13 protein-coding genes are annotated in these 21,498 nt (G+C 44.9%); 5 read left to right on the top strand and 8 right to left on the bottom strand.

All coding sequences use genetic code 11. The features are described from left to right. Nucleotides 1-81: 81 nt before the first annotated feature. Together J4N23_RS04305 and J4N23_RS04300 are read right to left on the bottom strand one after the other, a co-directional pair. Nucleotides 82-1,374 (bottom strand): nucleoside hydrolase-like domain-containing protein, encoded by a 1,293-nt coding sequence (locus J4N23_RS04305; protein ID WP_242689069.1) that lies wholly within the window; start codon nucleotides 1,372-1,374, stop codon nucleotides 82-84. Nucleotides 1,375-1,689: 315 nt separating this feature from the next. Continuing rightward, nucleotides 1,690-3,105, bottom strand: a complete 1,416-nt coding sequence (locus J4N23_RS04300; protein ID WP_207425762.1) for a sodium:alanine symporter family protein — start codon at nucleotides 3,103-3,105, stop codon at nucleotides 1,690-1,692. A 460-nt stretch (nucleotides 3,106-3,565) separates the two neighbouring features. Here J4N23_RS04300 and J4N23_RS21200 point away from each other — a divergent pair, with 460 nt between their 5' ends. From J4N23_RS21200 to J4N23_RS04275, 5 genes are all read left to right on the top strand, one after another. After that, nucleotides 3,566-3,895, top strand: a complete 330-nt coding sequence (locus J4N23_RS21200; protein WP_207425761.1) for a four-helix bundle copper-binding protein — start codon at nucleotides 3,566-3,568, stop codon at nucleotides 3,893-3,895. 495 nt (nucleotides 3,896-4,390) lie between these two features. Further along, nucleotides 4,391-6,178 (top strand): chloride channel protein, encoded by a 1,788-nt coding sequence (locus J4N23_RS04290; protein WP_207425760.1) that lies wholly within the window; start codon nucleotides 4,391-4,393, stop codon nucleotides 6,176-6,178. A gap of 287 nt (nucleotides 6,179-6,465) precedes the next feature. After that, nucleotides 6,466-7,806, top strand: coding sequence for a polysaccharide lyase family 1 protein (locus J4N23_RS04285; RefSeq protein WP_207425759.1), 1,341 nt, complete (start codon nucleotides 6,466-6,468; stop codon nucleotides 7,804-7,806). Nucleotides 7,807-7,928: 122 nt separating this feature from the next. Then, nucleotides 7,929-9,362, top strand: a complete 1,434-nt coding sequence (locus J4N23_RS04280; RefSeq protein WP_207425758.1) for a glycoside hydrolase family 105 protein — start codon at nucleotides 7,929-7,931, stop codon at nucleotides 9,360-9,362. Nucleotides 9,363-9,589: 227 nt separating this feature from the next. Continuing rightward, a complete protein-coding gene (locus J4N23_RS04275) occupies nucleotides 9,590-10,786 on the top strand; it encodes a GAF domain-containing sensor histidine kinase (protein WP_207425757.1) in 1,197 nt (398 codons plus the stop codon). 304 nt (nucleotides 10,787-11,090) lie between these two features. Here J4N23_RS04275 and J4N23_RS04270 read toward each other — a convergent pair whose 3' ends face one another. From J4N23_RS04270 to J4N23_RS04245, 6 genes are all read right to left on the bottom strand, one after another. Further along, nucleotides 11,091-12,290: a DUF3826 domain-containing protein gene (locus J4N23_RS04270; protein WP_207425756.1), complete on the bottom strand. Its 1,200-nt coding sequence runs from the start codon at nucleotides 12,288-12,290 to the stop codon at nucleotides 11,091-11,093. A 69-nt stretch (nucleotides 12,291-12,359) separates the two neighbouring features. Next, nucleotides 12,360-13,973, bottom strand: coding sequence for a polysaccharide lyase (locus tag J4N23_RS04265; RefSeq protein WP_207425755.1), 1,614 nt, complete (start codon nucleotides 13,971-13,973; stop codon nucleotides 12,360-12,362). A 79-nt stretch (nucleotides 13,974-14,052) separates the two neighbouring features. Further along, complete coding sequence (locus J4N23_RS04260; RefSeq protein WP_207425754.1) at nucleotides 14,053-16,086, bottom strand: RagB/SusD family nutrient uptake outer membrane protein; 2,034 nt, start codon at nucleotides 16,084-16,086, stop codon at nucleotides 14,053-14,055. Between the two features lie 30 nt (nucleotides 16,087-16,116). Next, nucleotides 16,117-19,557, bottom strand: a complete 3,441-nt coding sequence (locus J4N23_RS04255) for a SusC/RagA family TonB-linked outer membrane protein (RefSeq protein WP_207425753.1) — start codon at nucleotides 19,555-19,557, stop codon at nucleotides 16,117-16,119. Nucleotides 19,558-19,784: 227 nt separating this feature from the next. Next, nucleotides 19,785-20,861: a FecR family protein gene (locus tag J4N23_RS04250; RefSeq protein ID WP_207425752.1), complete on the bottom strand. Its 1,077-nt coding sequence runs from the start codon at nucleotides 20,859-20,861 to the stop codon at nucleotides 19,785-19,787. A 56-nt stretch (nucleotides 20,862-20,917) separates the two neighbouring features. Further along, nucleotides 20,918-21,481 (bottom strand): RNA polymerase sigma-70 factor, encoded by a 564-nt coding sequence (locus tag J4N23_RS04245; protein ID WP_207425751.1) that lies wholly within the window; start codon nucleotides 21,479-21,481, stop codon nucleotides 20,918-20,920. Nucleotides 21,482-21,498 lie beyond the last annotated feature (17 nt).

The following is a 21,498-nucleotide window of genomic DNA, read 5'->3' as shown; positions in this document are numbered from 1 at the left end:
CAAAGCCTTATTTCCATGCGTCCAAACGTTTCCACTCGCCAGTCATGACAAAAGGCGTTTGGATCAGCATAGAGACGAAGCTTACTCCCGTAACCAGTTCCAGCGTTTCGCCCAGTCTGCGAGAACATCCGCTCGCCATTTAGCGATGGTTTTTCCGCCTTGTATCTTTCCGTCATACAGGCGAGGGTTGGATTTGTCGGTGTACCAGTTATCACCCAATGGGTAGTCGGTAGTTCTGGGTGTTCCTGGCCAGCGGTTGGTGATCACCAGTTTTCCTTCCTTCATGTTTAAACCCGGAATTTCTGATTTGAAGTAATAGCTCAAGATTTCTGCCTGTTTCGGGGCATACTTAATACTATAGTTACCGTTGCCGAGATAATATCCGGGCCACTCTTGTGCTCCGTTTTTGTAGGGGGTGATCATCCGGAAGCAAATGGAATCTGCAGGTATGTCTAGTTGCGGGCCTTTAAAATGAAATTCTACAACTGTACAGAATGCTACGCTGTCCTTTAGCGTAGTGGGACGATCATAGACCGCTCTGGAACTATAGCGGGTCTTTTCGAAACTACCGCCCCAGCTTTCCCGCGAGGGGTTATTAGGGTCGCCATCCATTAAATAAAGAAGAGAAGGAGTGTCTCCCATTTTTATGTCGCCGTTGTAGTAGTTCTTAAAGTCTTTACCCAAGTAACCCGCACCGGCAATATGCTTGTCGTAGTAGTCCGAGGCGTTGACACTATCCAGTTCGGTATTATTCGAAAAAAAACCGTAGTAGGAGGAGTTTACTTCGATGAACCACAGTTTAGGGAAATTGGCGGCGATGTACGCATAGCTATTAGCACTCCATTTCTTATTCGGACCGCCTATCCAATATACTTTAATCTTGTTTTGAATTTCAGGGGCATTGTGAAGCGCCTGCGCCAGATCTTCCAGCCCGCCCCATACCAGCATCCAGAGAGGTTGCTTGCTCGGCTTTTTGGCGCACTTAATAATCCATTCGGAGCCTTCGGTAGCTGTTGAAACCCCCGAATAGGATGCACTGCCGCGGCGCCCCTGTTTCGTTATGGACCGTAAATAATCAGGCGATAGGAAGCCTTGCTGATGTCGCTGTAATTTCGGCCAATCTTTTTCATAGAGGTCGATCATACGAAGAATCTCTTCTTTTCTCCCACTGCCGTAGGAAGGAGAGGACACAAGGCCTTCGATATCAAATTTGTCGTTGTACATCAGCAAATGCGCCATAGATTGATTATCATCCGGATCGGTACCGCCAATATCGGTGCTGATTAAGACCCTGGGTTTAACCGGTACGGGTTGTTGCGCTGAAAGCGGTTGGATGGAAATAATAAATAGCAATACAGCAAGTAGGCTCTTCATACTAATCGGTTGGGGGCTAGTTTTGGTGCTCGTTAATTTTGGCAGTTCTTCCAGAAACAAAAATAGGTATTGGCTTCGGAAGAAAAAGACAAGGAATTAAGCGGATCAAAAAGGTTCAGGGGCTTAATGAAAGACCTGAAGTCCCCCGTTACCTACTTGTTTAAGAATCCTTTTATTACTAATAATGGCTAACGATAGTAGAAGCGCGGTAAGTGCTCCTACAAATAATAAGTGCTATTTCACACCTCTGACGGATCAAAAAACTAAGCTTTTTGATCCGTCGTAAATCAAAGGAAGGTAGCTTGTGCTGAACAGCTACCACGTATCCGTGTTTTTAATTCCCAGTTCTTCCGCATTGAAAACCGGATTTTTACCTTCTTTTCGTTGCCTGCGATAATCCTTTAAGGCCTTCAGTGCCGGCTTTTGTAAGAAGAGGATCGCCACAATGTTTAGCCAGGCCATTATTCCCACTCCCATATCGCCCAGTGCCCAGGCCGACTCGGCTGTTTTTACCGAACCGTAGAAGGTAGCTGCTAGTATCAGTAGCCGAAGCGCCGTTACTGCCCACTTATTTTCAGTCTTGTCTAAATAGCTAAGATTAGTTTCGGCGATGTAGTAATAGGCCATGATGGTAGTGAAAGCAAAAAACAGAAGTGCTATCGCCACAAAGCCGCTCCCCAAAGCCGGAAAGTGGTGACTTATGGCTTGCTGGGTAAACTCTCCTCCAATTTTTGCTCCCGGAAGATTTTCAACGATAAAGCCGCCCTCCGGATTCAGAACGTTGTATTGATTCGTAAATAAGATCATGAAGGCCGTAGCCGTACATACAAAAAGTGTATCGATGTATACAGAAAAGGCCTGAACCAGTCCCTGTTTAGCTGGATGGTCGACTTCCGCCGCAGCGGCGGCATGGGGCGCCGTCCCCTGTCCTGCTTCATTCGAATAAATCCCCCGTTTGATACCCCACGATACCGCCATTCCGAAAACACCGGCAAAAGCAGGTTCAAAATTGAAAGCAGATCTGAAAATAAGGCTTAAAACGGAAGGGATTTGCTGAAAGTTCAAAGTCATGATCACAACCGCCATTAAAATATAGGCTCCTGCCATAAAAGGGACGACCAGTTCTGCTACTTTACCTATTCGCCTTACGCCTCCAAAAATGATTAGCGCCAGCAAAATGACAATCGCCGTTCCCGTAACTGCTACCGGCAGATCGAAGGCGTTTTGCATACTTAAAGCAATACTGTTGCTTTGGACACCTGGCAGCAGGAGGGCCGTACTTAATACTGTAGCTACTGCAAACACAACGGCATACCACTTTATACCCAGACCCTTTTCTATATAAAAAGCAGGTCCGCCCCGGTACTGGCCATTGTTCACCTGTTTGTAAATCTGCCCCAGTGTAGCTTCTATAAAAGCAGAAGCACTTCCTAAGAACGCAATTGCCCACATCCAGAAAACAGCACCCGGTCCGCCCATGGCAATGGCTGTTGCAACACCTGCAATATTACCTGTACCCACTCGTCCTGATATGGCAATTGCAAATGCCTGAAAAGAACTGACTCCCTTGTCAGAGCCCTTTGTACCAAAAAGTAACGCGATCATATCTCTCAGGTAGCGTACCTGGAGGAAACGGGTTACAATAGAAAAGTAGATTCCTGTGCCAAGGCAAAGCACTATCAGCGCGTTGCTCCAGATTAAATCGTTAATTGAGGTGATGATTTTTTCCATTAATTGCTAAGATAGGGGGTAATATAACTCATCTGCACCTAAAAGTAGATGATTTAAATCGCAACTGCTAAATTTTTGCTCCGATTTCTTGAGTTTTTTTTAACATTAAGTTGATCCTGTTGAAATAATGTCACTAGCCGGGATGTTTTTACGAAATAGTGTTCTTTATTCGGGCATTCCCTCGCTGTGGCCGAGCACAATATCCTATGCTTTTACCACATCGCAGAGGCCCCATTCACCGCTCCATTGCGTCCAAAGCCAAAGACCTCTATTGCGATCTTATTATCATCAAAAAAAAATAATTCACGGGAAGGGTTTAGCCTTGGTTAGATCAAGTTGAGGCTTCACCGGTGCCAGTCTTGAGCGTGAAGTTTTAACCTCCAATCACAGCCCATTTTTCTTTTAATCTAAACCACGCCAGATACGTGCTGTTAACCCTGTACATCTAAAATGGAAAGCTATGGGATATCACGAATGGAAATCATGTATCGACGCCTGCCTGCAATGTGCTGCGGTTTGTAATCATTGTGCAAGCTCCTGTGTAAAGGAAGAGGACGTGAAAATGATGGCTCGTTGTATAGAGCTGGATATGCAGTGTGCGACAATCTGCTATGCCTCCGCTCAGCTTATGAGCATGGGGAGTACGCAGGCGAAGCAGCTTTGTGCAATCTGCGCCGATATCTGTGAAGCCTGCGGCGAAGAATGCAGCAAACATCAAATGGAACATTGCCAGGAATGTGCACGAATCTGTAAGGCTTGTGCAGAAGAGTGCCGAAAGATGGCTGCTTAGTTGTTTCAGTGAAATCGGGACCAGGGGTTTGATCTCTTGGTTACTTCGAAAGGTAATGTCTTTCTACATCGGGCAACGCTAAAGATACGACCAGATCCGCCTTTATCGAAGGGAGTGGACGGGTTGAGGAGCTTAGATTCGGGGCAGGTTCTTTTGGAGAACAGGAATGCGAAAATGGTAATGATCCTTACGCTGTCCATAGATCCCCGGTAGCATCGTAGCATAAATTTTGCCTTTCAACCGGCCCCGGCCAAAAAAACCTACACGCCCCTGGTGCTAATTGTACTGATCCTGGTGAATGAACTATATCTAAAAAAGCAAGAGGCTGGGGTAAGCAAGTAATACTTGTTATAGTATTGATGGGGAATTTAAAAGCAGTCGTACTGTCGGGAAAAGGGTAGGGAAATGGCTTCGGAAGCAAAAAGTTTCAGTTAGAGAATATTGCTTCGATAATTTTTGTTATTATTCCCGGCACACTTAGTTCAGGCACTTTACATGATATATGAGAAACTAAAGGAAATTTACGCCCAGGTCAACAACTTCCGCCTCCGGCAGATATCTAATCGTGATTTTCTGATTGTTGCTGCGGTAGTGGTAGGGATCGCGGGAGGGCTGGCGGCATCCTTATTAAAATCGCTTAGTCATAATATCGCCGACTTCCTGCAAAATGATTTTCAGTGGAAGTATAAATACTTTCTCTATTTATTTTTTCCCTTGGCCGGTATCCTTCTCTCGGTAACGTATGTCAAGCGCTTTATCAGAAAAAGTAAGTTTGAAACCGGCTTAACGCAAATCCTTTTCAGCATATCCAGGAAGTCGAGCAGAATAGACGTTCATAACATTTATTCGCAGATAATCACCAGTGCTCTCACCGTTGGCTTCGGCGGGTCGACAGGACTGGAAGCCCCTATTGTCACCAGCGGTTCCGCCATTGGTTCAAATGTTGGCCGCTTATTCGGGCTGCAGTACAGGGAAGTTACCTTGTTGCTGGCGTGTGGAGCAGCATCCGGTATTGCCGGAGCCTTTAATAGTCCGGTAGCCGGGATTGTATTCGCGATCGAAGTCCTGCTTCCCGAGTTCTCTATTCCTGCATTTATTCCTCTGCTCATTTCCGCTGCCACGGCTTCGGTAGTGGCTCGTCTGTTTTACAAGGAGCAACTTTTCTTTTTGGTAACTGAAGGATGGGAATTTGCAGCGATACCTTTTTACGTGCTGATGGCCCTCCTCATTGGGCTGTTTGCCATCTATGTAACCCGCTTGTCGTTCTTTATAAAGGATCGCTTTAAAAAAATCAAAAATGATTACACGAGGGCGATAGTCGGTGGTCTTCTCTTGGGTGGGCTGATCTTTATATTTCCATCACTTTACGGAGAAGGTTACATCACCATTGAACAGCTGCTTGCCGGGCAGCATAGCGTATTAGCCAGCAACAGCCTTTTCTCAGAGTACGATACCCTTCCCGTCTTTATTATATTTTTCGGTCTCTTTACCATCTTTGCCAAGTCCTTCGCCACGCTGATCACACTGGCAGCGGGAGGAAACGGAGGCGTGTTTGGGCCGAGCTTAATTATGGGTGGACTTGGCGGCTTTGTGTTTGCGCATTCCATCAATCAAACCGGCATGATTACCCTGAATACTTCCAATTTTATAGTTGCCGGAATGGCTGCTGCGCTAAGCAGCATCATGCATGCCCCGCTGACAGGAATTTTCTTAATTGCTGAGATAACGGGAGGTTACGAGCTGATGACTCCACTCATGATTGTCTCCGCCATCGCTTATTTTGTGAGCCGCAAAAATCTGAAGTATTCTATGTATACCAAGGTGCTGGCTGAGAAGGGAGAGTTGCTATCGCACGAGGACAAAGATAGTACGATTCTGCAAATGATGAAGCTTAAGTATTTGATCGATAAAGATTTTGTGCCCTTGAAGCCGGAGGAAAGTCCGCTGGCAAGACGCAACGAAATTATTCACTCAAAACGAAATGTCTTCCCCGTTTTGGATGAGGATGGAAAGCTGCTTGGCCTTGCCTATAGTGAGCAGCTGTTTGACGAACTGTTGGATAAGAAAGGAGAGCGCAGGATAAAAGACCTGATGCAGGCACCACCCAATATCCTGCTTCTTTCCGACTCGATGAAAGTTGTCATGAAAAAGATGGAGAAGGATGAGGTGTGGATACTGCCGGTAGTGAACGCCGAGAACAAGTACCTGGGCTTCGTCTCAAAAACCAGAATATTCAATAAATACCGGTCACTGTTGCTAAGACAGGCCGGATATTTACACTAGTCTTTTTTCGGATGGCGCCTAACCTTTAAATTCCTGCTCCGGTCAGAGCCGATAGCCTCTACGATCAATAGTGCCGTGAAGATGGTTGCCGCGGTGTTGATTGGCGTCGCTGTGCTGATGGCCATCAAAAATTACGCTATTATCCTATTTTCAAAAGGTACATCCCTCTCAGAACTGCATATCTGTATCCCATGTCGTAAATTCAAAGAATCCCGAACTTTATGCCTCCATCAGTCGGGAAGATGCTATATTCGTTTTTCGCGCTAACGAGCGTAGGAGAATCGAATATGATGAAAAGACTTTTTTGGCCACTTATTTTTTCTGTAGTACTGCAATCTGCCAGCTATGCACAGCAGCTGGCTTTTCCCGGCGCCGACGGCTTTGGTGCTTATGCAAAAGGCGGACGCGGCGGGAAGGTGCTGTACGTTACTAGTTTGGATGATAAGGGTCCAGGGACTTTACGCTGGGCGGTAGAGCAGGAGGGACCCCGAACAGTGGTCTTTGGAATATCCGGAACTATTGAACTGAAAAGCCGGTTAGAGATCACACAACCCTATATCACTATCGCGGGACAAGCTGCTCCTGGAGATGGTATTTGTCTGAAAGGTGAAACACTGGAGATCAGCACGCACGACGTAATCGTTCGCTATATTCGAGTACGTTTGGGCGACCGATCCCACGGACAAGGCAGTCTGCAGGGGAAAGATGCTATCGGTATCTCCAAAGGACATGATATCATAGTGGATCATTGTTCCGCAAGCTGGAGCCTGGATGAAATATTATCCGCTTCTACCCGGCATCCAGATCTCAGCAGGGTGACGGTGCAATGGTGTTTCATCACAGAGGCCCTGAATCCGGATAATCATGGTTTCGGTTCTTTAATTCGTGGAACAGGAGGGGCAAAATATAGCTTCCTTCATAATCTGTATGCCAACAACCGCGGTCGGAATCCTCGTCCCGGCAATTATGACTCCAACCCTTACGACAAGGATCCGCAGGGACTATTACTTGATTTTAGGAATAATGTTATTTATAACTGGGGAGGAGAGCATGCCGGCTATAACGCCGATAAGCAAAGTGTTACGCGCCTCAATTATGTAAACAACTACCTGATTCCCGGAGTCGATTCTAAAACTGAAGGATTTGCCTATGCTGAGGGCTCGCCATACAACCGCGGCTATTTTGCAGGAAATTACTACAACGGAAAACTTCCCGTCAATCCCTGGAACCTGGTGAAATTCAAAGAAAGTTGGACCTCTGAACAGGTGGCAGCCTATAAGCAGAAGGAGCCGCTGGAAACGGGGCCGGTTCAAACAGAGGATGCAGTGACGGCGTACAAGCGGGTGTTGGAAACAGGAGGGGCAACGCTCCCTAAACGCGACGCTGTTGATGTTCGTATTGTCAGCGATATCAGGACACACAGGGGAAAAATCATCAAATCTCAAAACGATGTGGGGGGGTGGCCCAAACTCAATTCTGTCTCAGCCCCTGCTGATACAGATCGTGATGGTATGCCGGATAAATGGGAGCTGGAAAATGGCCTGGACACGCAAAATCCCGAGGACGGGAACCGTATAGCAGCTGACGGCTTTACCATGTTGGAGAAATACTTAAACAACATCAAATAACCATAGTACCTCCGACCGATTGTAAAGTTATTGTTGGATAAACGCGACAAGCGACGCAAGTTGCCTGCAGATTCTGTACATTCAGCTCGCCAATTTTTGCCTTTTTTAGTTGATAAGACATCATGAAAATCGATATTCAAACTAGTCATGCTATTTATAAGAGGGTAGTTCCTGCGGCTCGGAAGTTCAGCCGGAAAGTTGTTATAATTTCATTTCTTGCCCCAATTTACACCAGCACCGTCTTCGGGCAGGAGGAAACTGCGGCTGGCCGGGTTCCTGACTACCCCATTTCTTACGATCTTCCCTCGGTAGAAAATGTAAAAGGAGTACTTAAGCGGGTAAGAACCTATTACGAAGCAAGCAGTCCCCAGACCATCGTGAACTCCAAAACAGGAGAAAGGATTACGAATTTCGGGACCTTCAATCCCTTGGCGAGGCCGTCTAACGGCTTCTCGAGTGAATGGTCTTATACTCACGGTGTAGTTTTGTCGGCTTTCGACTATATAAGCAAAGTGACCGGCGATCAAAGCTATGTGGCGCTAAATACCAAGTTTTACGATTACGTGGTCACGCATCTTCCTTATTTTCAGAAGAACACCTCTTGGGAAGCCGGAGAAAAGATAGGCAACTGGGGACGCATTCTTCATTTTGAGGCCCTGGATGATTGTGGCTCTATCGGTGCCGCCATGATCAAAACGTATCTGAACAACAAGAACGAGAAGTATCTTCCGATGATCAATAGGGTGGATGAGCACGTTTCGCGGAACCAGTACCGCCTGGCCGACGGTACGCTGGCACGTAACCGGCCTCAATACACCTCCGTATGGGCTGACGATATGTACATGAGTGTTCCCTTTCTGGCCAATATGGGAGTATTGACCGGGAAGAAAAAGTATTTTGATGATGCAGTGAAACAAGTGCTGCAAATGGGAGAGCGGCTGTATGTTCCCGAGAAGGAATTGTTCGATCATGGCTGGAACGCCACTTCCGCTGCCTATGATCCCCGCTTCTATTGGGGAAGAGCGAACGGATGGACGCTCATGGCAATGGCAGAGCTGCTAAGTGTGCTGCCGGAGAAGCATAAAGGCAGAGACAAGATCCTTCATCTGTATCGCTCCATGGTACGGAGTCTGGCCAACCTCCAGGACGGCGCCGGCTTCTGGCATAATCTACTGGATAAGCCGGATACCTACCAGGAGACCTCCTGCACCGCCATGTTCACCTATGCCATCGCAAAAGGAATTAACGAGGGATGGATCAGCCATGTTTACGGTCCCGTGGCACTCACGGGTTGGAATGCAATCAGCACGAAGGTTCGTCCTAACGGTGCCGTAGACGATACCGTGGAGGGAACTACTTTTGCTCATGACAACACCTACTACTATCACAGAGGAAAAAGCATCTATGCCACTCATGGCTATGGTCCGGTGCTCTATGCCGGTGCGGAAATGATCCGTTTGCTGCAAAATGAGAAATTAGAAATTTTAAAAGCAAAACCGAACGCGATCAATAGTACCTACCATTTCCTACTGAAGAGTGAGTGGCCAAAGAAATGAGAAGTTTTCGATCAGAGACGTGAATAGGAGCGTCTTTAGAGGGCCGGCCGTGATAAATAGAAAGAAGGGCTTTTAGCTTACAGAGTCCCGGAGGAGTTTAAGCAACTCTTCCGGGACTGTTTTTTTAGATCCTGTCGCGCCAATTGCTGGCATGTATTGTGTGTTGAATATAAAACGCAACTATTTCAAAAAACAGTCGTATTGCTGGAAAAACAATATCATATCAAATGAGTGCTACACCTGTCGATCGGGTTCGCGAAACTGAACTAAAAAGGCTTATTGCTCTGTCGGAAATGGATTTGGATTTTTCCGGTCTTAACGATGTATTTAGCGATCTGACTATCCTCGCCTCAAGTATTACAGGTACTCAACAATCGGTGGTAAACTTGATCGATACCTATACGCAATGGACCGTCGCTGCCAATAATCAGGGCCCATCTCAATGTCCGAGGGAGGAATCCATATGTCAGTATGTGATCGAATCGGGTGAAGATCTGGAAGTATCCGATTTGAATACAGACGAACGAGTAAGAGATCTTAGTTTTGTGAAAAACAATCCTGATCTGAAATATTACTATGGAGTTCCATTAACAACAAAAGATGGTCATAACGTCGGCGCTTTCTGCGTCTTACATCACGAGACTAAACAATTGTCGGAAGAACAAATTGCGCTATTGAAAATTATTGGAAACGAGGTGGTGAAGCGTTTGGAGTCGATACGCGCCATTGCGGATTTAACGAAGAAAGTAGCAGCATTAAAGCATAAGAACAAAAGAGTCGCTCATGATATCAGGGGGCCAATAGGAGGTATCATGGGACTTTCGGAAGCGGTAGTTACGGACGAAGAAATGCCTGCTGATGAGGTGAAAGAAATTGCAGGACTTATTTATGATAGCAGTAAAACCCTTCTGGAGCTGGCAGATGAGATCCTTCAGGAAAATGGAGATAACCTCCCGGTTATTAGCCAGCGAGACCTGGCGGCTAAGCTCGATGCACTATTTGCTTCACAAGCTAAAAGTAAAAATATCGGATTTACAGTTGAAACGCAGCCAGAGGCAGAGCTCACCGTCTTTACAAGCACTGGCTTGCTTCAAATCATCGGGAATCTGGTCTCTAATTCGATTAAGTTTACCCAGCCGGGAGGACAAGTAAAGGTTAGCTTGGAGTTGCTGAACGCAGAGCAAGACTGGAAATTAAAAATAGAGGTATCGGATACAGGAGTTGGAATGGAGCAGGAAAGAATCGAGTTGATAAAGTGCGGAAAGATAAATTCAGCTCAGGGAACGGTTGGGGAAAAAGGATTTGGGCTGGGACTAAACGCACTGTTGCATCTTATTAACCAGCAGGGTGGCGAACTCGCTGTAGAATCAAGAGTAGGCCAGGGTTCTACATTTACAGTAAATCTTCCTATCGATATAAGATAGATATCTTTTTAGGGGGATGCTATACCTATTGGAGGTTGTAAACATTCGAACAATCGTTCGAGCCACCTCCGTCATCAACTTTAGATAGATAGTATAGCGTAGCTCGAACGGCACGTAGGGGCTGGTTTTTTTTAAGGCTTAGAAATTGATAGCGGGCCTTAGCTGGATAGGTTATTCTTGGCAATGCTGGAATATTATGAGGATCCTTAAGGCAACCAACATGGCTGTTTAAAGGATCATAACTGCTATTTTGTTTAGGTTGCCCTTTGGTTTTTATGTTTGCTAGTTATAGACGGCGCACTTCCTAGTTGGAAGTGCTGCCCGTTCGTTTTTCTAATTCTTCTGTTGCTTTCCTGAGATCATAGTTTTGACCGGCCAGGTAGTTGTTGGCTCTTCCTCTGTATTTGGCGAACCATTGTTCCCTGTCTTTTGACGTTACAACGTTCATCGCATTATCTCTGGCCTGTAGCATATATTCATACACTTTTTTCTTTTGGAGCTCCGTCATTTCTGGTAACAAGTCCAAAAATTTAGAATATTCTTTCTTAAGCTCATGTCCGGTCATCTCATTTTTAACGATCTCCACCTGGTCTGAATTCAGAAACTTAAAGAGCGTGTGAACAAAAAGGTCTCGTTGGTCATCCAACTTCTTCTTATACCGTCCCCAAATTTCAGCCTCTGCAATGTCCGCTTCCTCTTTATTTAATATCCGCTTTCTGATTTCGATCATTTGTGAGTCTCTTGCATTGGACAGCTCCTGGATCTGTTGGTATTGGTGAGCGATCAAATTTCTTGTTGATTCTTTCTTAGCTTCGTTGTCAAAGGTTAATGCTTTGATGATCCGATTGGACTGAACTATTTCAAAAGCTTCCCCTTTAGTATTCCGACGGATAGCCCAGTTATTGCTTTCCTTCTTCAAGTCGAAGCCCTCCGCGGCCAGGTAGTTAGTTATTTTACCTTTGTATTTTCCGAACCATCGATGTTTCTCTTCAGATGAACCACCGTCCATAGCATATTCTCGGGCTTCAACAAGGAAGTCCATTATCTGATTTTGCTGCTTCTGGTTAAGGTAAGGCATCATCAGTAAATAGTTTGAAAAAGTAATGGGGACAACATTGTAGGTCATCCCGTCTTTCACCCTCGCCACTTGTTCTCTGTCTATCTCTCTGGATAATTTGGTCAAAAATGTTTTGTGTAAATCAGCAATCGCTATCTCTGATTCCCTTTTTATAGTCTCTAATTGCTGCGTTGAATCGGTATTCTTTCGTGCACTTTCAATCTTTTTGTCTCTAACGTCATGGAGTTTATGAAGCGCAATATATTGATTTGCAATATGATCTCTTATGCGAGTCGTCTTATCTTTGATATAGACATCAAGTACCGACACAATTTTATCAGCTCTTGTTTTTGCGACCTCTTCAAAGGGTGTTTCCTGGGCTTGTGCTGTTGTCGCAAGCAGAAGCGCCAGAAGCGCCAGGGTGGGTCGTGTGAATTTAGTTTTCATATCTATCTGTATACGTTTGAAAAAAGAGGCTTTCGCCGCTATAGGCAATTAACAAACAAGCGCGGTGCGCTAGTAAATTAAGGTATCCCTATTATTCCTGATATCCTTCCAATTCACTTTCTTCGTCGGCTCAATGTTATAGATATACTTTTCAATGTTAGTGTAGCCGTCGCCGTTGATATCGGTAATAGCATCTTTCGCATCGTTAGGATTCAAGCCATACTTAGTTTCCCAGGCGTCAGGCATTCCGTCATTATCCGAGTCTCTATAAGGTGTCCCTTTATATTGAGGATATCCGCCTACCTGGGCTATATCTGTTATGATACCATCTTTATAAGTTGCTTTTCCTGTTTGAACTTCATTGATCACCCTGATGTCTACAGCGTCTCTCTTAGGGAGTACGGCTCCGGAATTTCTTAGCACGGCATCATAGGCCTCCTTAGCGGACATTACGGTTACCGGAGCCATCGGAAACGGCTTGTTTACCTTTATATAGTCTACATATTTACCGGCATCAGGCAGTTCAGCAACTTGTACTCCTCCATCCCAATTGTTGTTTGTCACACGCGCATTTCCATCCATAATGTTTCCGTTAACATAGGCCCTGCCGAGGAAGAGTGTGTCTTTAACTGCCCTGTTGCCCTCAGGCTTTAGGATACGATAACCGGCAGGTTTGTCTTTTGGAGTTGTTGGTCCGGGTTTGTAGTAGTTATTGATCACATTGAACATTGAACGGTGGTCACCGCCGTCAGCCGATCTTTGCCGCCAGTTATAGATTACATTGTTTATGAGCGAGAAGTCTCCATACATGCCTATGGAAGGGTTTCTGGCGATGTTATTTGCCCAAAGGTTTCGTGCAAATGTGCTGTTGATTCCGCCAATAGTACTGCCAAAGGCGTGGTTATAGGTGTTTAACGCTTCAGAAAAGATGGAGTTTTGAATAGTGATATTTACTGTTGGAAGTTTTTGCGGCTTTCCATCTCCCGGATCATACATGTGGCGGTACCAGGACATGTTTTCGTCTAAGCCCCAACTTCCTGATACATGATCAAGAATAATATTGCCGATTGGATTGCCTCCGATAGCATCATCGCGCCGGTTATAGTCGGTCTCGCCACGGCGGAATCTCATATGCCGGATTACAACGTCATGGGTGTTAACCCAAATGGATTCACCGGCTATACATACGCCATCGCCCGGAGCTGTATTCCCGGCTATGGTTATATACGGGGCACGAACTACAATAGGACTTGTTAAACGGATGATGCCAGCAACATTGAAAACAATTATCCTTGCACCACCCTCTTCGCATGCTTCCCGAAGTGTGCCCGGACCGCTGTCGTTTAGGCTCTTAACAACAAAAACACGGCCGCCCCGCCCGCCAAAGGAATAGGCACCTCCTCCTTCTGCTCCCGGAAAAGCCGGAATATCAGCCTGGGGTAGGTCGTTAGGAGAGGAGGCCCATTCTATGAATGGCTTGCCAAGCCTTGCATCCCGGTCAATGATGATTTTTGCCCTTTCCCAGGCCTTGTCTGAGAGAGCCTTGGTGTTACCCAAGATCGTATCATTTGTGGGCGATTTACTGGCGGTTAACTTAGGAAACTGTGCTGAAGCTGAATAAATAGTAGTAGCAACTAAAAGTAGAGTAACTAATACGGGAGGGATCCCTAGGATTTTATACATAGTAAACGGGTAAAACGTGGTTAAATAACATGCCATAAAAGGGGTGCGAGCGGCACCCTTTATGGCATGTAGTATGTGATTATTTCAGAGGATCAAAGGTTCCAGATTGCCCTAGATGGTTCTTCCAGCCTTGTGTTTGTTCGAGATAAGGCGAAGCTAGTAAGACGTTTTGATGAATACCCATAAAGTAGTATTCATTATACCAGGTAAATTTCCAGTCGGCCGGGTTAGTCGGATCGACATTATCTCTTTCAATCACTTCGAAATAATTATCATATAAGTGATCTAAATAAGCATCATATGTTGCAAAGCCATTTGGCAGCGGCGCGGGTTCACGTTCGACAACCGGCACTGTTCCATTCGCCCTTTTTAACAATGGGTCGTCGTTTCCGACGTACTTAGTCCCGTTCGTGTTTTTTACATAAATCCATAGTCCGGTTCTTCGTGTACCATTGAGCGGTTGCATCTTTAACCGACTCACGGTATGCACTTCCGGATGCTCGTAAAACAACATCCACCGTTTCAAATCCCAAAAACGCTTGCCCTCATACGCAAATTCGATCTTTCTTTCGTTTAGCACTGCTGCAAAATGTTCGTCACGGCTTACCACATTAGTAATACCATAGGTACCTCCGTTAGATTCGAAACCTGCACGTCGTCTGATATCTCTGATGTGGCCCAAGCCTTCAGACAGCTTATCGATACCAATTGCCGATTCTGCAAGGTTTAAAACAACCTCCGCAAAGCGCATCTCCATGAAATCCGTCGCACTATACTGGAAATTATCCTGATTGCTTGCCGTTGGATTTGTTCCTTTCCTCAGATAGATGCCCGTAGCATTAGGACCTCTTGTTTCCGTGTATTTATTTGGTTCGTTTCTGGTTGCAGCTGTGGCGTTCGTAAACCAGGAATAAGTCCACTGCCTGAATGTTGAATTTCCTCCGTATGGCCACACAGCCCCATTATAGACGAAGGTCTTGTAGAAGCGCGGATCTCTGTTCTTGTAGAACTTCTTTGCGTCATATCCCGATGTCGGGTCACTGATCATTTTGCCGTCCTTCATAGGGAAAGCATCAAGCATTTGCTTAGTAGGAGATATCCCTCCGTCTCCCAGCACTTCTTTAGATCTTGCAGCTCTTTCCGTACCATTGTTGCGCTGTAACTGATCGGTTGTAGTGCTATTAAAGTTAATTACGATTACCGCCTCAGGATTATCTGCACCCTGGTCAAAAAACATCTGCTCCCAAGCTGTAGCATTTGCCAACGTTCCTTTTTCGTAGAGTCCGAAGCCATTAGCCTTTAGTAAATCGAATGCCGCCTTATTCGCATCGTATGACCGCTGCCACCGAGCCTTATCATCGGTACGATTGAATAGCGGACTAGCCCAGGTAAGAAGCACCCTGCCTTTCAGAGCAGCTGCAGCGCCGCTTGTTATTCTACCCCAATCCGCGCTGGCATTTGGCCACCGGGGAGGTAGCATATTAATAGCAGCATCTAAATCCTTCACAATTTGCTCAAGTGTAGCAGAGGACGAACTGCGCGGGGTTTGTACACTAGGATCGTCCTTTAAGGGAGGTTGAGCAGTAAGAATCAAAGGCACTCCTCCAAAGCGTCTCAAAAACTCAAAGTATTGGTAGGCCCTCCAGAAAAGTAGTTGACCCTTCAGTCTTGTTCTGGTCTCTTCTGGTAAACCATGCTTATCAATTTCATCAAGGAACAGATTAATTTGCCTTAATCTAGTCCAGGAATTATTTTGAGCTCCTGTTTGAGGCCCTTCGCCAAAATATTCCGAAGCATGGGCTTGATTGGCCTCTATGCTATTCCATGGTCTGTTCCAATCAGATTGTCCCCCTAACTCTTCGCTCGTTTGAGTCAAGTCGTCGTTATATTCTCCTCGTCTACCATTCTGATTGTGTATAAAAGCGTTTGCATTATCTGCTGGCTGAAACAAGCCGTATATATAATCCACGTAGGCTTGAGCCATGAACGGATCTTTAAACACTTCTTCGTTAACCCCTGTCAGATCGCCTTTCTCTTCTAAAAAATCGTCTTTACAACTATTAAATACCAGGGAGAGGACGCTGAGAGTTAATAGAATTTTATATAGTTTCATATCTTTTTTATTAATATCAGAGACACCTAATTATAATGACAAGTTAACCCCCAGAGAATAAGTTCTTATAACAGGATATAAGTCCCAACCCACCTGAGAATCTCTGTAGTCATACGGATTAGCAAGATTGAACGGATTCATAGCAGTTAAGGAAACACGCGCATTACGCACCCGCAAAGTCTTGGCAATACTTTGCGGTACACTGTAACTGACGTTGAAATTATTCATTCTCATTCTGAAAGAACTCACGCGCCAGAATTGAGAAGACGGAGAATAATTAACATTGAATGCCGGATTGGGCAGAGTGCCGCCCGGATTTAATACCGGGTCGTAAATGTTGTTCCACAGGGCCGGTTGGTTCTGATCTAATTCAATAATTCTGGAGTCCATAGCACTTCTACCTGTATGCTCAGCCCAGCCACCAAACGATCCACTGATTACGGCATCAAGGCTAAATCCTTTATAAGCTGCTTTTAAGGTTGTTCCAAAGCTATAATGATTCTGGGCCTTCTTTGACAATTGAACCCGGTCATTCCCGTTGATTATGCCGTCAGGTCCGGCAAAAGTGCCATCGGCCTGTAATGCTCCTCTTACGTCACGATAGTAAAGCATCCCCGGCTTAAACTGTGAGGCTAAAACCGCGTTGCCACCGTTAAGGTCGGTCACTTGGGTGATTTTATACTGCTGTACATAGGCATCTATTTCCGCCTGATCCCGGAACATCCCCAGGTAATCATACCCCCATTGGCCATTATCACTTGACTGTCCTGGCTGAGCTAACCATGGAAACGCAGCCTGTGTACTGTTGAAGTTACCGGAGTGCATTCTATTATCGTACCATTGGAATCGGGTGTCTATTCCATAGGTAAATTTCCTTCCAATCGTAGCGTTCCATCCCAAAGCTATCTCATAGCCAAAAAGGTCACCCGCTCCAAAGTTTTGTGCCGCCACTGATCCGCCCGCCGTGGCAGGGATACCTGCAGTAGGAATCAACAATAGGTCAGTAGCTCTTGTGAAAAATCCTTCAACGGTAGCAGAAAGACGCGACTGTAAAAAACGTGCGTCTAAACCCAGATTGTGCTTAACCTGACTACTCCAGGTTTGATCGCGGTTAGGAGACGCTTCCATTTTCATCCCGGTACCAGCCGGTATATTTGTAGCTGTGCCAAAAACACCGCCTTTCCCATTCTGGTAGGTATAGCGTTGTCTCCAAGTCCATAATTCAGTATCGTCAGCGCCTAGTAGGCCTATTGAGTACCGTATTTTAAGGAAGTCGACCGCCGAAATATTAAAGAAATTCTCTTCTGAAATCACCCAGCCAGTGCCAAGAGAATAGAATTTACCCCAATAGTTTTCAGGGGCAAACTTGGTGGATGCATCACTTCGGAACATAAGGTCAACAAGGTATTTGTTGTCGAAGCTGTAGTTAGCCCGGGCGACGTAACCTAAAGACCCTCCTTCAAAGGCAGTGGAATTACCGCCAATCTCTCCAAAGGCTGTATTTAACTGACCATTAGAACCGATGATAGGGTTTTCTTTACGAACTTCTTCGCGATTCAAACCTGTCTCCTGCCGTTCTACAGTTGCAAAAGCTCCGAATGAGTGCTTTCCAATGTTACCGCTGTAGCTGGTTGAAAAGTTAAATTGAGTATTATACGATCGATCATTGAAAAAACGAACGCGATTATCATTGGAAATGACAACCAGGCGTGGATTTGTGGCGCCCTCATACAGGTGATTATTTCCTCCTGTTTTAGTTTCAAAGTCATAAGTATTATATCTTCCTCCGATCCTCGAGTCGGTACCATTACCCATCGTTCTGGCATACTGAGCACGAGCTTTTAAGCCTTTAAGGAAAGGCAGCTCATATTCCGCATACAAATTCACGACGGTCGTGCGGTTATCATTTTCTCTGTAATTATTTGTTCTTTCAATTTCATTGAAATGATATCCCGTTCCCGGAACCCTGACGGGCAGGCCATCGACATACATAGGAATATAACGAGGAGTTTGAATAAGGGTCTTATAATCCCGCTCTGCATCTTCACCACCCAATTCATTATTAATTCTCGATATATCCTGAAAGTTCCCTGAAACCTGCAAGCCAGCCTTGAGACCAGTAGCCAGGTTTACATCTGCTCCTGCACGAAAAGTATATCGGTTGTGATCAAGCTTTCCAATATTACCATCCTGTGTATAGTAAGAGAAATTGGCGAAGTAAGTTGAATTATTGGCCCCACCACTTACATTGAAAGTATGCCTCATGTTATAAGAGGTTTTCCAGTTGTCTTCCAGCCAATCGTAATTCAAATTTTTCATGGTTTCCAGCTCATCGGCAGAGAAGAAATATTGAGGATCAGAAGCGCTTCGGTTATATCCGTTAGGACCGTTCATAATGTTCACATACTGTCCCATTTCATAGGCGCTTAACATTTTAGTTCTGTAAGCTTCGTCATTCGAACCGAACTGCCCGCTATAGCTTATCCGCGGAGCTCCTTCTTTACCTCTCTTCGTCTTTACAATCACAGCACCGTTTGCTGCCCGGGAACCGTAAATTGCTGCTGCAGCATCTTTGAGGATGGTGATGCTTTCTATTTCAGAAGCGTCCAGGCTGTTAAAAAGAGTATTATCGGGCGCTCCGGTCTGACCGTTAATTTGTATTACGTCATCGATGACATATAAGGGGGTCGTCATTGGGTTTCTGGCTAACGATACCGGATTTCTGATCGTTAGCGAAGCAGAAGCGCCAGGGCGGGTGATGCCACCATCTACCGAAGCACCAAGGAGTCTTCCAGCTAGTGCTGTACTGAGGTTTCCAACCGGAAGATCTTCAATCTCCTCTGACCTGATTGCATCGATGGCACTGGTGGTAGCACCCTTTGTTGTAGTGGTACCATATCCCGTTACGATCACCTGCTCCAGAGATTGGGAATCCTCCTGCAACCTGACATTGAGGGAGGTCTGTCTGTTTACGGCTATTTCCTGAGTTTTAAAGCCAATAAAGCTTATGACCAGGGTTTCATCGCCATTAGGAACATTTAACCGAAAGACGCCATTCACGTCGGTACTTGTGGCGGTATTGGTTCCCTTAATTTTTACCGTTACACCAGGCAGAGGTTCGCCCTTACTATCGACAACCGTCCCGGTGATATTAAGTATTTGCGTTGAGGGTTTAACGGATAAAACCACTAAGTTTCCACTGGTTTTTTTATACGTAAGGTCAGTATTCTCCAACAGCGACTGCATCACTTCGTCCAGCGTCGCATTCTTTGCATTCACATCTCTTACCTTTGCGCCGCTGATAACATCATCGTTGTATAAAAAGCGGTACTCAGTAGTCCTTTCGATTTCTCGTAAGACCTTCTTAATAGGTACGTTATTTGCATGAAGAGTTATGGTGGTCTGACTGTAACCTTTGGAAAATGTCTCCGCTGCTGAGATTAATACCAGTAAAAGGATACATTTAAACATAATCAGAAATTTTAAAAGGGAATTCGACTGGAAATAGGATCCCCAGTTATGTTTTTTTTGCATAAATTTGAATGGTTAATTTGAACTATTAGTTAATGAAACGAGCTAAATAGTTTATTGACTTCTATGGGGAAACGCGCCAACGTTTCCCTTTTTTCATCCTTAAAAAATACGGGTTAATTATCTCTCATACAGGTCTTACTAAAGGTTATACAATTGGTTGTTAGTTAAAATATAATTACCCGGTTTCCGGTAATTCTATAGTCAAAGTTATAGGATAATCGTAATGCGCTAAGAGCCTCGGATAGCGACTCGTTCTCAAACCTTCCGGTAAATTCTTTTTCTAAAAGCTCTTCTTTTTTTATTTGTATTTCTACATTATACCAGCGCTCTAAACGCTTCGCAACTTGCATGAAAGGCTCGGAGTCAAAGGCAAGTTTATTTTCAAGCCACAAGGCTTCTGATGGCAGAGTGTCTTTAACTGACTTATGCGTATACCGAAGCGTAATTAAAGGTGCTTCGTTCACTTTGGTGGATTTACTTCCTGGCTGAGGAGCAGCTACTTTATTGCTTACAATAAGCTTTTCGGATGGCTTTAGTATTATTTCTTTCTCGCTGGAATTAACCAGGTTTACCTGTATACTTCCATGAACCAGTGAGGTTTCTGTCAGCTCCTCATTTGAGTAACTTCTTACATTAAAGGCCGTCCCTAATACCTTTAAATTGATAGTGTGAGTCTTTACAATGAAAGGATGCTCCGGATCTTTTACAACGTCAAAATAAGCTTCTCCTTCCAACTTAACCTCTCTGAGCTTGTCGCCAAATTCTTTGGTATAAGAAAGCTTACTGCCAGAGTTAAGCCAAACACGTGTACCATCGGGAAGCTTGATTTTGCTTATCCCGCGGTCGGGAGCAAAAACCTCATTGATATGGGCAGCGGTGTAGGGGGTGGGGGTAACATGTAGTAAGGAATATAAGACAGCCAGGATAGCCACCGCGGCGGCTCCCATCCAGTAGTAGGGTCTAAAAGATCGGTAAGGTGCTGTATCGTTGCTTTCTTGCTCATCAACCTCTGCAAGTTCATCTAACTTCCGTTCAAACCTGTCCCATTTTTTATCAAGATAAGCCTGAATGTCTTTGGGGGGAGTTAGCGGGTTCTGATGCCAGTATCTTTCAATCTCTTCGACCGGATAAATTTCGGAAAAACCGGCATCAAGGAACTGTTCCAACTGATGCAGTTCCAACGAAGTGGCTTCACCACTTAGCTTTTTTCCTACTAATATCCAAAGTTTCCCAGAATCCATTTAAGGTGCCTTACACTATAAGGACCGGAAATACAGAAAACACCCTAAATATATTTTTACTTTTTTTTATTTACCGCCACGGTAAGCTTTTCGGCGATTTTTTTGAGCGCATTTCCTATGTGATACTCAACTGTTTTAACGGATAGGTTTAACACCTGAGCCGCTTCACGGTACTTAAGTCCCTCTTCTTTTACTAAACGGAAAACTAACTGACTTTGGGGAGTAAGTTGTTTTACTGCGTCTTCTACCTGACTTTGCACGTCAAGAAAGAATAAACGCTGCTCCGGATAAACATGCGGTTCTGCGGGATCAAATTCAATGTCGTCAATACTTATAATCGGAAGCCTTTTTTTCTTTTCAAGGTAATTGAAGCAAAGATTTTTTACACATACAAAAAGATAGACCTTCAGGTTGTTTACCTGATATAACTTACTGCGGTTCTGCCAGATCTTTATAAACGCATCATCTACTATCTCTTCAGCCTCCTCATTCGACTTGACAAAAGACGAAGCAAGCTTCAACATGTTAGGGTAATAGAAAAAGAATAACCGCTTAAAGGCCTTACGATCTTCATCGAAAGAGACTTTTATTAATATTTCTCTTAATTCTTGGTCTGTCATGGCAAGAGGTTGAAATT

This window comes from Pedobacter sp. SYSU D00535, from assembly GCF_017355855.1.
Lineage (GTDB): Bacteria > Bacteroidota > Bacteroidia > Sphingobacteriales > Sphingobacteriaceae > Desertivirga.
The sequence above is the reverse complement of the archived record's forward strand: the minus strand, read 5'-3'. Positions and strand labels throughout refer to the sequence as shown.